We start from the raw sequence: 14,285 nt of genomic DNA, 5'->3' as shown, positions 1-14,285 counted from the left end.
TTGTAGAGTAAGAAGAGCCGAATTTGGGACAAAAATGCTAGCTGATGCTTGGACTTTACTGACACTTACACTACTTGAAACTATACTTAGTGTAGACAATTTAATCTTTATTTCTCTAGCAATAGATAAGGTACCAAATGCGCTGAGAGAAAGAGTGCGCCTTATGGGCCTTGGATTAGCGCTATTAATGCGTTTTGTAATACTATTTTTTACATCATCTATATTGTCAATGCAAAAACCTATATTTCACACTGCATCGCTAAATATTTCAGCAAGGGATTTACTTATGATCGCAGGGGGATTATTCCTTATTGTTAAAAGCTCTATGGAGTTATGGGATGACATCTTTGTATGTAAGAAAAATAAAAAGAAAGCAAACGTTAAATCAAAATTTTTTTTAGTTGTGCTACAAATTATATTAATAGATTTAGTTTTTTCAGTTGATTCGATATTAACTGCTATAGCATTAACTTATAACATGATAATAATTGCTACAGCATTTACATTTTCCATGCTAGCAATGCTGTTTTTATCAAGTTATACCGCCCAGTTAATCAAATCTAACCCAGGTTAAAAGTAATTGCTATCTTATTTATTTTACTTGTCGGTGTGTACCTCATACTTCATGGATTTCATATAGAATTACCAAAAGGATATTTGTATTCTTCATTTATGTTTGCACTGCTTGTGGAAGTTATAAGCAAAATAAAGAAAACGTAGTGTGTAGATATAGCCTCACTCAAGCGAGATTTTCCTGTGGATTTAAGGTAATAAGAGGAAGTAGTAATGTTTTTTCGGGGTGAAAGTAACCTCTTGCATACATAAGTTTTTGTGCCATAATGGTTCTTTATTGAAAATAGCGTTGATGGATATCACTACTAGCTTATTAGGGGATATTAGTAATTTAATAGATAGAGCAAAGAATCATCTTGCTACACATTTCAATTCTACTCTAGTATTGTTAAATTGGGAAATTGGCTTCAGAATTGGTCAAGATATCTTAAAGCACAAACGTGCAGACTATGGCAAACGAATCATCTCCCAACTTGCAAAAGAACTTCAGATTAAATATGGACGTGGGTTTGATAGAGCTTCATTGTTTCGGATGGTGCAAATATAGGAATGGGGAGAAATTGATGAAACATGCATCCAGTTTGCCTGAGTGGCAAAAAAATGTTGTTGAGTTCTTATCTAGTCGTAGAAAGTATCGGTTATTTGGATGGGAGTTTGGTCCAATTTTATTTGATGAGTTATATAGGATAAGGGATTATCGCACAGACTATATAAGAGTTGGAGCTTTTTTCACTCCTATAGTTGCTTTTTCTGCTGGGCTTGTTTCATTTGTATCAACACGCAGGGTATATCTTGCTGCAGTAGTAACTTCTAGCCTAATAGTACTAGGGATTATAACTACACTTGCCGTTGACTATCAAATGACAAAAAGAAAGGCTGGGGTGGTAAGCCAAGAGGATTGTGTTAAATTGCTGAAAGCACTAGAGAGAATGCCGCAGTATTGGTGGTGGCCATGGAGTAAACAGATAGAGGATATTACGATCACTGAAGAACAAATAAATAGAGCAGTGAACTACAATGATTACTCGATTGCTTCACGCTTAATCTATTCCTTATTTACTAACGTTGCGTTGCATCAACTTTACGTTGCAAGGCTAAGTTATCTTTATAGTTATCATAAACTTGGAGGGAAAATGGTATTAGGGTTTGATATAACAGGTTCATGTAAAAAATTACTACAAAGCAACAATCTTATTTCTAGTGATGAAAAAGTACCTGAAACTGCACAGGAAGCATATAGGGAAGAAAATAGGTTAGAAGAGGCAAGTAGGATTGATAAATTAGTCAGGACCATATGTAGAGTTGATAACAAAGAATTGAGTTTAAGTCAGGCACTTGATTTATTGCAAAAAAAGTGGATGCCATTTTATCTTGATAAAAGCTTGGGTGGAGTGAGAAAAAAAACAAAGAGTGAAGAGGAACATAACAAATATTTTGAAAGTCTTATTAAACAATTTAGGAACTTATCATTAAAGCACCATCCAGACAAGGGAAAAGTTAAAGATGAAGAAATGCAAAAAATAATTAACCAGACTACAAAAGCTCTGAGGAATATACATTCATACATCATGCAGGATGAGACGTTTATTCTCAATAAAGACTGTTACTTATTGTATGGAATGTATAACCGCATACCATTAAGCACATTAAGTAGTGATGAAAAAGATATATCTAGAGTAGTAAAGGTGTCGTCCATAGATGGAATGTCTGCTTTGTTTGAGTTGAGTCGCTTGGCTGATCAGGAAGAAGAATTTTTGATGAGGGCAAGAAATAGGTACTTAAAAGATGCAAAGGCATCTGTTGAATTCCTTTGTGAAAAGTTGTTGGCAATAAAGAACATAACATATAAAGAAATTGAGTCTTTAAGCAACGTTATAGAAGTAAGATGGAAGGAGTTTGATAGTGCTTATAATGGGTATGTGGAGGAATATTATAAACGTTGGGTAGATTACTTAGAGTCTTTGAATGCTCGTTGTGAAAAATCTGAGTTGCTTGAGGTAATAAAGGAAGCAGTAGAAAAGTTCTTAAAGAGAGCAAGGAACAATATGAAATGCTAGTAGGGCAATCTTATGGCGTGAATCCAGATGAGAATTTTGTACTACCTATGTTAGACTATTTTACTTTGATGGAAGCATAATATAAGTTTGCTACTAAACTACTTAAGGACAAAAAGAATTGCTATAGTCTTCAGGGTTATCGTTTCGACTCAGATGCTCTTGATAAGATAAGTTCCATACTGAAAGAAAGTAAAGATAGCAAGGAAGTTTTGAAAGAAAAAAGCAAAGAAGAGGTAGAGGGTGAATCATCGCATGAAGAGAGAATAGAGAAGAAAAATCAATTATCTTATAAAGATAACATAAAGGAGGATAAGTTATCCTACAGAGAATTACTATTTCATACAAGAGCTATGGTAAATTCCTATGTTAAGAATGATGATAATGAATTAAATGAAGAGGTAAAGAGATCCTATAAGGAATCGAAGGTAGGTAAAGTACCGACTAAAGAAGAAATAGGAAATGTAATAGTATTCATGTTAAAACGCTTAGAGGAATTATTGAGTAATAGATTTCAAAGCAAGAAAACAGCTTTCCAAAGGCAAAGAGAAGAATCTAAGCAATTGAAAGAAGAACGAGAGAAATCAGAAGAAGAATTAAGACAAGCAAAACACAAAGCAGAACTTACTGAGGAGGTAAGTGATCTTTTTACGAAAAGGTTATCTGACTTCAACATGGATAGTAAATTAGGGAAGGCAATATTGAAAGATCAAAGAAAGATTAAACGGAAGATTGTGAAGTGTATTATGGAGTACAACTTTTCTCTAGAGCAGGTGCTAGGTGCAATAATGGAAGGAATAAAGTTTAATGAAGAACGAGTTGTAAGAGAAGGCGCTGTTAGTGATGAATTGATAGAAGTAGTTATAAGAAACTTTTTGACTATTAATGAAATAGTTGAAGAAATGGTAGAGAAGGTAGTAATAGAAGTTGATAACAGTACTGTTTTGCAAGATATGCAGGCGCCAAGCTCTGTATTTAACAATGTAACTAATGAACCAATTGCAGGACCTTCTTGTAGGAGATAAGAGTTTTAAAGTTTGTGAAAAACTTGGATTTGTGGCTATTATTTTGTATGCTCTTTTTATCATAAAAAGTATTACTTTTATAAAAACACAAGTCCCTTTAGCGTCACAAAAAATTTGTTCATTTACTTTTCCAAAAATCACAAAAAAGTACCTACCTTTGTGAGAACAATTTAAATAAAAGCAGCGTTGTGAAAATAAAAACGCAAAATTGTTGCAACAAAGCCAAACAAATTAGTTCATATCTAAATGTGGCAAAAGTAGGTTAATATAGCTGACTTTATAGTATAGTAGAATTATTATATAGAAAAGTTCGAACGTATTGTTTGGTAAAGGAAAGAAACTACAAAACAATTCAAGTAGCAAACTCTTCGATGGAAGTAGAGAATGGGAACCGTAGCCGTCGTTCTATCAATCAACCTTATTTAAAACCACTTTTGTTCCAGATCCGAGGTTGGTTTGTAAACATAATGAGTCGATTATCTTTTCAAAGCGTTTCCAACAAGCAGACTCTATTATCAGCGCCTTTAGTAAATAAAGAATTTGTAAAAGGAATTGACGATAAAACTAAAGTGGTGCCAGACATTAGAAGCATTTCAGCACAATCTGATATAAATGGAAGAATACTATTAGCTGATATGTTGCTGGCCAAGAGAGGTAAAAGACAAATGTATACTTCTTCAGCAGATAAACAGATTTCTTTGCAAGAGGCACAAGGCTATTCATTAAATATCGTAGATAAGTTTGAAGCAGAACTAAAACAAGCAGCTTTTCGTTGTGGTATATCGGTACAACAATTAAAAATTAATTTTCAAGAAGTACAATTAAGTGTACTTAAGAAAGTCATAGCGGGAAACTATCATGAAATCTCAGGTATGCTGTACTCATATGCAGAAAAAGCTTGTCCAGCATTAGAGCAAAAGGAGAAATTCTCAATGTCTTTTAAAGGTAAAATCGAGCAAATGTTGCAGAAAGAAATGATGCCTTTACTGGACAAAGCAAATGTTGATCCTTCATCAGTAAGTACTAATAAAGCTGTAGCTCTATCTGGTCCTAGAACCAATTTAAATAACGTATCAATTACAACTAATTCTACTGAATTGATCAGATAGAGCCTGAGTGAAGGAAGGAGCAGGTGTTTGCATTTTTTGTGGCTACTTGCTCCTACTGTTTCTCTAACTAATGTTGATTGATCAGAAAGTCTGTTTGATTTCGTCAAGGGAAAGTCCGGTGATTTCAGCTATAACATCTATAGAGACAACGGCCTTAAGTGAATTTTTTGCCACTGCTATTTTAGCTTTCATTTCACCTTTTTCTTCGCCGATTAGGATGCCTTTTTCATGTCCGATTTGGATGGCTTCTCTATTTATGAGCTGTATTAGCTGTGGTATTACGTAGCAGGATTTCCTATTATCCAATCTGGTGCTCCTCTGCCATTTTCCCACTTAGCAAATCTCATCTTTTCCTTGAGATAATATCTCCTATAAGCTTCCACAGAACTGCTGCATTTATACTGATCCGGCAGTGCTTGTATAAAAGCTTGCATATCAGTTGATCGAAAAATGAGTAAATCCTTATTACTATCACACCAATTTATTACTTCCTCTGATTTATGCTTTCTTTTGTATCGCCAAGTGTACTCTTTACATAATTCTCTTCCGTACTCTATCAACCAACAAAAATTCCCTTTCGATTGCCTAGCCCACAAAGAACAAGGATGATTGTTGTGAGTCAGTTTATATGGGACTTCTATATTCTGATTTATGATACTGACAAAAGGATTTGGCACTTTCAATGCTGTTGAAAAAACATTACTCAATAATTGAGCAGTTTCTAATGGCATTTTTACTATATGCTTATCACATAACATTTGAGCCGCAATTGCTGGGTTTTCATCTAGTATAAAGATGTTCATCTATACACCCAAAGATAGAATTAGCTTAAGTCTTTGACTTCGTTAACTGTAAGACCAGTAGTTTGAGCTATAATATCAATAGAAACCCCTGCTTTAAGTAGATTCTTTGCAACTGCTATTTTAGCTTTCATTTCACCTTTTTCTTCGCCGATTTGGATGCCCTCTTGTCTACCTTCTTGTCTACCTTCTTGTTTAGCATCATCGAGTTTTTGAGCGAGGACAGCCTGTTCATCAAGAATACGTTTTATTTCCTGTTCGTAGGCAATAAATTCTTTCTCTGACCAATTGAATCTATTTAGCTCTTCATAGGCCTTTTTAATTATTACATCACTACCTATTATTTTTTCCAGCTCTTCTTCACTAGTCTCATCTGCATATTTAAAGAAGTATATCCATTTTTCAACTATATTTTCTAACTGATCTTCTTTTGTTTTCGGAAATTTTGGCAATTCAATAAATATAAAATAAAAATCTTTTAGATCGTGTTCATTAGTGTCTTCATCTCGAATAGTATGCTTTGATTTGTACTCAGATTTATTAGGAAACAGTACACAATCTGCTATAGCAATGAAGATAATTTCCTTAAGGTTATGGTATTGATCGCCCTTATCAGCTTGTCTTGAATAAGCTTTAGCTGCATAGTATTGAGCGCGTTTTTCAAAGCCTTTAGTTTTAGCGACCTGGTTAGGTAAGGAAGTAGTATTACTACTACTCCCTCCCTTAGAAACGCAGCATGCAGGTTTCCCAGCACTGCGCTTGAGCCCCTTATCTAAGTTCTTCTTTTCTCGAACCGGCTTGTCTTTCATGATTCCTCGGAAAACAGCATCTTTAGTGGTGACACTAACAGTAGAGAACCTTCTCTTGAGAAAGAGCTTGCTAACATTCTTGTTCGTTTCACTCTTTTATCAAAATACTTTTTCCATTTTAAGTCAAGTGGATTTGCATCCGCCCTGATTTTAATATGACGTCTAATAGGAATATCGCTTAGTTTGAGTAAGCTCATAAACCTTATTTCCTTTGGTTTGTTCTTGCATACAGAAGTAGCAAAGACCCATTGACGATGATTCGTTACTTTGAAGTAGCGATTCTTTATCCAACGTAACCCTTTACGGGGATGTCTTTTCTTTGCCCATTTCCATAAACTATGCCAAATTTCATTGTCGATCTTACTAAACGCTTTTTTAGCACACACATGACGGTAATAGTTTCCCCATCCTCTTAGTAGAGGATTGAGTGATTTAATTACTACAGCTTGTGAACTACCTATATTTGCTTTTATTAATGCACGCGCTTTTTTAAGAAACCTCTTAACACTTTCCTTCGAAGGCGTAATAATTAATTTCTTGCTGTATCTACGTACATTACAACCGAGAAAATCGAACCCTTTTGAATATGCTCTATCTTTTATCGTGGGTATTCCAAGAGGTCTTCTTTTGCCATTAGATTTACTGATATAAATTCGTTTTAGCGGAGAAGGTTTATACCCTCTTTGTTTTAACTGCTTTATTCCTTGAAATTTAGCATTGTAAGTTGACCATAGTTGACGATCTACACCTGCTGTGTTTTTCCTTGGTTTTCAGTTACTCTTTTAATGGCTAAAGCTTTTCCACTAAAAGAGCGTGTTAAGAGATGTTGTAAAGATTTTACCTTACTCCATCTTCCTTCTTGAACAGCCTTAACAATACGCCTTTGTAGCCTCATAACAACCTTTTGGCATTTCTTCCATGGCAACTGGTTCCATGCTTCGGAGCTGTTGGTAGGTGCACTTACAGTTTTACTTGTAATCATCTGCTTTCCTACCTTAAGTGGTTGACAAAGTTTCTTGTCACGAGGGACCAAATGGAAGTCTGCTCGTTTTCACGCGAATTAATGTTACAAATTCTATCCATTTCGTTACAAAATGGCATTCGCTTTCTCCATTTTCCTTTACCTGCATTTTCATCAGCGTTCCTTGCGGTTTGCTTGCCATATAGGCGGAAATACAGGCTTACCCTGTTCCTTCTGTCATACAACAGTGGGTTAGGTGACTTCTCTATACCGGTGGAGTTATTATTTGCGTACATCTAGAGATGAAAAATGTAACTTATCCACATTACCTTTTGGTCAGAGCTTATCAGCATCTTTAGCTCTTCAATTTTTACGATACTTACGAAGCTTCACTTACGTTCACCATACCACTAGCCTAGCCCTCCAACCACATGATGCTTGTAGTTTATGCTCCTCTTACGATTACGCATCTTCTTTTTCAAGAGGAGGTTCATTGTCCGCATCGCTCGGCACCAACCGGTTACCCGATTCGCACTGATGCGTAGACTCAGATGGCAAAACATCTGGTTTAATAAGTTTTAGAACTCTTTCAGTTTCTTTCTGAAGGAATTCCTCTCCCTTTAAACAATATGACCGAAGACTTTCAGGTCGCACCATCTCGCAAATGTATTGAGCACCTGTAGAATCTCTACAGAGAACATCAACAATACTTTGCTTTTTAGCGGCGATATCAGGGTCTTGAATAGTACTTAAAAACTCTATATCCTGTATTGCATTTTTGCCAGCAAAACCCAGAATATCATTGAGGAAGTGAATGAGGATATCTTTATTCTTTTCAGTACCAAAGATACGGCGAAAGGCGACATCATTCTTTGGATCGAGAAACTTCGAAAGAGCCATAGCAAGGGTACCTAAAAAGCATTAATAATTATACATAATTCTGAAAAAATATTCAACTTCTTTATTTTTAGTTTATTTTTTTAAGTTTTGAATGCGTTGATGAAAAAAATGTCTCCCATAGATGGCTTTAGAATACTACTACGCACCTTAGAGGTCCTTTTTTTGTAGATCTTTTTATAACCCCCTCATAAAGCGCCTAAAAACCCCTGCAAATGAATTCATGAGCTATAAAGAGCTCTAAAAACACTTATTTTTGGTGTAAGAGACTAACCTGGCGATGAAATTAAGTAGTTATGCCCCCAAAATTGAAGTTATACATATAAAGGCCATTCTGAACTGGTCTAAGTGTTTCTTTTATGATGAAAAAGCCATTCTTTCTCAGTTAAAATTTTAACACCTAGTTCTAAAGCTTTTTTATACTTTGACCAGGTTTTTCACCGACAACCAAGAAGTCCGTTTTAGGCGATACATTTGAACTCACAATTGCGCCTAAAGATTCCATTAGTGCTTGCGCTTCATTTCTTTCCATTTTTGAAAGTTTTCCAGTAAAAACTACTGTTTTGCCATTAAAAATGGAATTGCTAGTATTAGCAACCACAGGCAGAATATTTAACTGAGCAGCAAGGTCATTTACCATTTCAATATTATCCTCATCAGAGAAAAATTCCTCCAAGGAAGTTATAGTTTCTTCGCCTATGCCTATTATGCTCATTAATTTATCAGGAGCTTCTCTATCATAAGGTAATTGAGCCATAACTTCATACCAACCATCATAAGATTTGTAATGATTAGCTAGTATTTTTGCTACGTGTGGTCCTACAAGTCTAATTCCCAAAGAAGTTATAAACTTTTCAAGCGTTACAGTTCTTCTGCTGTTGATTGAGTTCAATAAATTAGATATTGATTTTTCACCCCATCCCTCTTGTTCACTTAAGTTGAAATTTTTGAGTTTTTCTTCGAGAGCAAAAATGTCAGATATTTTCCTTATCAAACCAAGGTCATAAAGGAACTCCACTTGGTTACTGCCAAAACCTTTAATGTCAAGAACTTCCACAAAATATTTTAACTTTCCTATTTGCTGTGCTTGGCAACCGTTTTCTCCGGAACATCTAGCTGTAGCTTCATCTTTAAATATATCTACTGCACTTCCGCATTCCGGGCAAGTATCAGGAAATATAAACTTTGGTGTATTCCGAGAACGAGACTTTTTATCCACTTCTACAATGCGGGAAATAACATCTCCAGCTCGTTCTACTACTACGATATCACCTTCCCTTATGTCTTTGCGCTTAATTTCATCTTTATTATACAGATTTACCCTAGTAATGAGAACCCCTCCTATATTTATCGGAACTAATTCAGCGATTGGAGTTAATTGACCTGTTTTGCCTACTTGTACTGATATCTTCTTTATCTTGGTTTTTCCTTGAGTTGCAGGAAGTTTGTGTGCTGTAGATTCACGTGGTGCCTTGTTAGTATTTTCAAGATGTTCTTGCAACTGTAAGTTATTAATTTTATAGACTACCCCGTCGACATCGTAACCTAATTCATGGCGATTATCACAGATTCTGTTATAAAACCCCAGCATTTCGTCCACATTGTTTGCTAAAAATTTATACTCATTAACACAGAATCCTAGCTCTTTTAACTTGTTTAATACTTCAAATTGAGTCTTTTCTGCTCCACCAATTAAAGAATAGGCAAAGTACCTGAGTACTTTCGCCGAAGTATTTATCGAGTACGCATTTTAAATCAGGCTTTGGTTCTTATTTTACAATAATTAACATGATGATAATTAATTATTAAATGGTAAACTACTATATTTATTCTTCAACTTATTATACAATGGATGCACTAGCTGGAGGTTTAACATTACTACCCTCAAGTAAACTTGAAGGCCTATTACAACTAGCTGGAGGTTCAACTAAATTTGAAGGTCTGTTACAGTAATATATGATTGTAGCTGCAACTAGACAACAAGCTCCAACTGCTATTCCTACCATTAGCATTTCCAAGTAAACTGCAATAGCTATCCCTGTAGCAACTCCGGTTATTGCTAACATAGCAGCAGCTATCACAGGCAACTTACTTTTTGCATTTTGTGGAGCAGGGTTGTTTTTGTCTGGATAACTGGGTTGTTTGCTGTTACCTTGAACATTATTTACTTGGTTAGAGTCTTTACTAGCTACTAAAGGTACCCCTGTTGGTATTAGTTTTGGTTGTGTATCTTTTTTACCACTATTCTTATCTAAACTTTTAGGTGCAGCTAGTTGAACAGATGGTGCAGTACCATCTTTATTAATAAATTGTTGAACAGTAGCTTGTAACTGAATTTCACTTGAATCACTATGATTATCATTACTAATAACGGAAGCTGCTACATCATCTCCAACTGATATATCTTGAGCAGTTTGTGCAGCAAGTTCTTCTGATTTCTTGAGAACTATAGGAATTGCTTGTTGAACAGGAATTTGTTTATCCTCACCATCGCTACTGATAATAGAGGTTGATTGATCATTTATAGTAGTGCTACCGACTTCTACATCATCACTTTGAATATTAGAAACAGAATCACTTGGTTGTTGATCATTGCCATGAGTATTATTTTCTTGTTCTAAGGCTGGTGTTTTAACAGTAGAAAAATTAGTAATAGCATTGACAGTTCTACTATTAGATTCACCTCTTGTAAACAAGTCCATAAGTGCTTTTGCTATTTTTTGAAGTCCTCCTTGACTTGCTTTACTAATATCATTAAAACCCAAGGATACGGAACTACCAGTGGAGGTAGAAACTACGACTTGTGATATCCCAGCGTTAAGAAACTTCTGTACTATCTCACTAATATTACCAGCAATAAACTCGACTGAAAGCCCAGTAGCATTCTTTTTATAAAACTTGTTAAGAATTTTAGCACCACCATGAGGAACAACCTGTTGAGTACCCAAAGTTGCAACACGCAAATCTCCTGCATTTCCTGTTTTGGTAATGACATCTCCCATACCGTAACCTGTACTTGCTACAAGCTCTTTTTCATTACTTGGTACAAGTATTTGTTCAGGAATTCCTGGAGTGTTACTGCTACCAGCTTTTTCAGCATTCATTTGCTGATTCTCATCACTCTGCACTGCGATTTGTACATTATTATTGCTATGATCACCTAAAGATGAATTCGTTGAAGAAACTTCAGCTATTGTTAACGTTGAGATAGCTGCGGTAGAAGAAGAACCTCCATTAAGTTTATTACTCTTTTTCTCTTTCTTCATAAGTGCCAAGCTTCCTGGATAGTTATCAATTAAGGTTTTCAATAGCCTCAGACTAATAGTGTCTCCACTGAGATAATAATTACTGTTAACAAAAAAAGCAATATCAGGAACGTTAACTTTTAACCCTTCACCTCTTTCATGTCTAGGTAAAGATGGCATCACAAAAGTTATAAACCCGTCTTCACCAGGTTCAGAATCCTCATAAATTACTACTTTCTGTTCATTACTAGATCCAGAATATTTCATCATTTCAGAAAGTGAAGCATCTTTATGTTTGTTCTTTACTTGTTTAAAATACTGCTCATCACCATTTGAATGGGTATTTGGAATGAGGTAACTTGGTGCAGTGAATACATTATAGAATGCTGTAACAAGGTAAGAAGGATAATAGTATATAGATACACTATTATCAGACTTAAATTGGTCAGGTTCAATATTTATAATAAGATTGCGATATATGTCTAATGAATGGGCATAAGAATCACTAGTTGCCCTTAATTGTTCACCCACGTGCTTATAACCCATAGAACCAGATGGTAATGAAGGTATGAAATCTGATTGATTAACTACTCTAATAGTTTTCTTTCCAAGGCGCTCTTCATAAACCTTAGCAGCAGAAGGGTCAAAAACCCTTGGAGAAGCAAAAGTTGCAACATGCAAATCTTCTGCACCCTCTCTTACACTTAAACATAGAGCAGATATGGTGGCAATGGCACCTCCCATACTATGACCTGTAAGGTTAATTTTAAAATCTTTAATTTCTAACTTTTGATCATTAGCATACCCTCTTAGTATCTCATAAACACTGCCCCAAGAATCCTTAAATAAAGAATAAAAACCTGAGTGGATCTTTCCACCTTCAGGTAAAAGCCCAGGTGCACAAATTAAAGGTATTCTAATATCTGTAATATAGTCAAAGAGATTACGACTACCGCGGTAAACTATAGTTATTTCCTTATCTTTTATAAAAACGTAACCAGCATGTCGATATTGTTTACCATCATTCACGTTATAAAACTGAACAATTTTATATCCTTCTTCCTTAAGTTTAACTGGAACTTTATAAGATCTTTCCTCTAACTCAGAAAACTTTTGACTATTAAGGTTATAATCACTAACATAATAGCCTATCTTAACAAAATTGATGATTTCTAATAACTTCTCTTGGCTAAATCCTGCAATTTCAGTTTTATTTGGTCCTAAAATACCTGGCCTTTGCTCTTCTTGAATATCAGTTATTTCAAATTTATCTTGTTCTAGATTTGAATCATCTTCATTAAGTTCCTCATTAAACTGACCGGCAACATTATTATCTACACTTATAAAAGTATGACAAGCGTTTTGATATCTTTGTTGGATGGTTAAAAACTCCACTCCTGAATTTTCAGCGAGTTTCAATATAAAATTTGTGTACACATTTTGAATAATTGAGGAATGTTTTTCACGTATAACATTATCTAAAATAGTAACTAGACTATTTTGCAAGAAGGTCTGCCTATCTGTATCGCCTGAAAATTTGGAATCATTTTTAATTAAATCTAGTACTTTTATTATAAAATCTGTACTGCCAGTACATGAGGCGGCTTGCAAAACTAGGTCATAAATTTTTTGTTTTTTTTCCTTACGTCCATTACCTGCACTATCAATATTTTTTAGAACCTGGTTTTTAATTTGTTCAATAATTTTCTCATCTGCAAATGCTTCTTTATAGATTTCTTGAATTATTGAACCTTTCTTTTCAATACGTTCTCTGCACAAGTACTCAACAATTGAAACATGCTCCTGGCTTATTACAGTTTCTAAAAAAGTAACAATACACTTTTTTAATAGATCTTTTTTAGCCTGATCATCAATATATCTTTCAAGTGAATCCAGTACTATCTTCATAAAGTCTTTATTTTTAGCGAGAGATGCTGTTTCAAGTACACCATATAAAGAGTCAGGGCTACCTTCTTGCAATACTGCTTTAAGATCTCCTAAGACATCTTCTACAAGAACTGAGTTCAATAAATTCTGCTCTTTTCTTAGCGCTATAATTGAGAAAAAGCCAATCTTGTTGAGCTCGTTAAGTTGTACAACTTGATCTTTTAATTCAATATAAAGGTCAGGAAATCTCTCTATAAAAGCTGCAATATATTTTTGACTGCCAATAAGTAGAGGTAAAAGACTCAAATTTCCTTCAGCAAAAAGTATGTCCTGGTATTTTTCTGCAAGTTTGTCATTAGCTGCAATTGCTAAAAGTACCAGCTCTTTTACTGGATAACTATAATTGCATTTTACTTGATCAAAACTATATTGTGACAGTATATTTGAATATATATGTCGGTGATCGCTTCTCTTTTCTAAGTCCAAGTTAAGTTGATTTAAACAGAAATTTTTGAGATTTTCATTATCTAATTTAACAGGTTGACCATCATAATCTTCAATGCTTCGTACAATCGTATCTAATTCTTTATAATTATTATACTCTATGGCATTATTTAGAATATTTATTATTTTAGCAAAAGTTAAACTTTCAGGAACTACAACAAATAAATCTTCTACTTCAATATCTGAACCTTCAGAATGGTGATGCTCCTTAACTTCAGCTTCCTCTTGATTTACATTAACCCAACTTGAATCTTCAGTTGGCAAACTTGCAGTACTTGATGTTAAAGAATTAGTTTGAATAACCAATATATTACCCCTATTAATATAACTTCTTAAGTATACCACTAAACATTAATTTTGCCAAGCTACATATAAATTCATAAGGTTTTGAGAGTTTTAAGTCTTTTTGTATAGTCTTGGT

Annotated in this window: 12 protein-coding genes and 2 pseudogenes; 5 read left to right on the top strand and 9 right to left on the bottom strand. The window is 34.6% G+C overall.

The genetic code is table 11. From position 1 onward, the window contains the following. The first annotated feature begins 34 nt into the window (after positions 1-34). The 5 genes and pseudogenes from ACFZP3_RS03270 to ACFZP3_RS03250 all read left to right on the top strand — a co-directional run bounded on the left by ACFZP3_RS03270 (position 35) and on the right by ACFZP3_RS03250 (position 4,761). Positions 35-720 (top strand): annotated as a pseudogene (locus tag ACFZP3_RS03270) (TerC family protein). Between the two features lie 145 nt (positions 721-865). Next, positions 866-1,120 carry a DUF1016 N-terminal domain-containing protein gene (locus tag ACFZP3_RS03265; RefSeq protein WP_264688114.1) on the top strand — a complete coding sequence of 85 codons (255 nt, stop codon included), beginning with the start codon at positions 866-868 and terminating at the stop codon, positions 1,118-1,120. A gap of 16 nt (positions 1,121-1,136) precedes the next feature. Further along, a complete protein-coding gene (locus ACFZP3_RS03260) occupies positions 1,137-2,630 on the top strand; it encodes a J domain-containing protein (RefSeq protein ID WP_386086831.1) in 1,494 nt (497 codons plus the stop codon). A gap of 209 nt (positions 2,631-2,839) precedes the next feature. After that, positions 2,840-3,652 (top strand): hypothetical protein, encoded by an 813-nt coding sequence (locus tag ACFZP3_RS03255; RefSeq protein ID WP_386086830.1) that lies wholly within the window; start codon positions 2,840-2,842, stop codon positions 3,650-3,652. A gap of 371 nt (positions 3,653-4,023) precedes the next feature. Next, positions 4,024-4,761, top strand: a complete 738-nt coding sequence (locus ACFZP3_RS03250; protein WP_264688116.1) for a latrotoxin-related protein — start codon at positions 4,024-4,026, stop codon at positions 4,759-4,761. 81 nt (positions 4,762-4,842) lie between these two features. Here ACFZP3_RS03250 and ACFZP3_RS03245 read toward each other — a convergent pair whose 3' ends face one another. The 9 genes and pseudogenes from ACFZP3_RS03245 to ACFZP3_RS03205 all read right to left on the bottom strand — a co-directional run bounded on the left by ACFZP3_RS03245 (position 4,843) and on the right by ACFZP3_RS03205 (position 14,170). Then, the gene (locus ACFZP3_RS03245; protein WP_253309107.1) at positions 4,843-5,067 is read right to left on the bottom strand and encodes a hypothetical protein; all 225 of its coding nucleotides are present in this window, start codon (positions 5,065-5,067) and stop codon (positions 4,843-4,845) included. Continuing rightward, positions 5,040-5,564, bottom strand: coding sequence for a pyrimidine dimer DNA glycosylase/endonuclease V (locus ACFZP3_RS03240; RefSeq protein ID WP_253309106.1), 525 nt, complete (start codon positions 5,562-5,564; stop codon positions 5,040-5,042). The genes ACFZP3_RS03245 and ACFZP3_RS03240 overlap by 28 nt, the downstream gene beginning before the upstream one ends. Positions 5,565-5,584: 20 nt before the next feature. Then, positions 5,585-6,370, bottom strand: a complete 786-nt coding sequence (locus ACFZP3_RS03235; protein WP_386086829.1) for an Rpn family recombination-promoting nuclease/putative transposase — start codon at positions 6,368-6,370, stop codon at positions 5,585-5,587. Further along, on the bottom strand, positions 6,367-6,831 hold the full coding sequence (locus ACFZP3_RS03230) for a group II intron maturase-specific domain-containing protein (protein WP_265016795.1): 465 nt from the start codon (positions 6,829-6,831) through the stop codon (positions 6,367-6,369). The genes ACFZP3_RS03235 and ACFZP3_RS03230 overlap by 4 nt, the downstream gene beginning before the upstream one ends. A gap of 281 nt (positions 6,832-7,112) precedes the next feature. Beyond that, on the bottom strand, positions 7,113-7,352 hold the full coding sequence (locus tag ACFZP3_RS03225; protein WP_253309103.1) for a reverse transcriptase N-terminal domain-containing protein: 240 nt from the start codon (positions 7,350-7,352) through the stop codon (positions 7,113-7,115). 8 nt (positions 7,353-7,360) lie between these two features. After that, positions 7,361-7,627: a hypothetical protein gene (locus ACFZP3_RS03220; protein WP_265017506.1), complete on the bottom strand. Its 267-nt coding sequence runs from the start codon at positions 7,625-7,627 to the stop codon at positions 7,361-7,363. 358 nt (positions 7,628-7,985) lie between these two features. Further along, a pseudogene (locus ACFZP3_RS03215) lies at positions 7,986-8,231 on the bottom strand (PD-(D/E)XK nuclease family transposase); the annotation flags it as partial. A 403-nt stretch (positions 8,232-8,634) separates the two neighbouring features. Then, a complete protein-coding gene (ligA, locus tag ACFZP3_RS03210) occupies positions 8,635-9,966 on the bottom strand; it encodes an NAD-dependent DNA ligase LigA (RefSeq protein WP_386087110.1) in 1,332 nt (443 codons plus the stop codon). Positions 9,967-10,069: 103 nt separating this feature from the next. Then, on the bottom strand, positions 10,070-14,170 hold the full coding sequence (locus tag ACFZP3_RS03205) for a lipase family protein (protein ID WP_386086828.1): 4,101 nt from the start codon (positions 14,168-14,170) through the stop codon (positions 10,070-10,072). Positions 14,171-14,285: the final 115 nt, after the last annotated feature.

It is taken from the genome of Wolbachia endosymbiont (group A) of Norellia spinipes (genome assembly GCF_964273535.1).
This window is presented reverse-complemented; position numbering and strand designations above follow the sequence as displayed.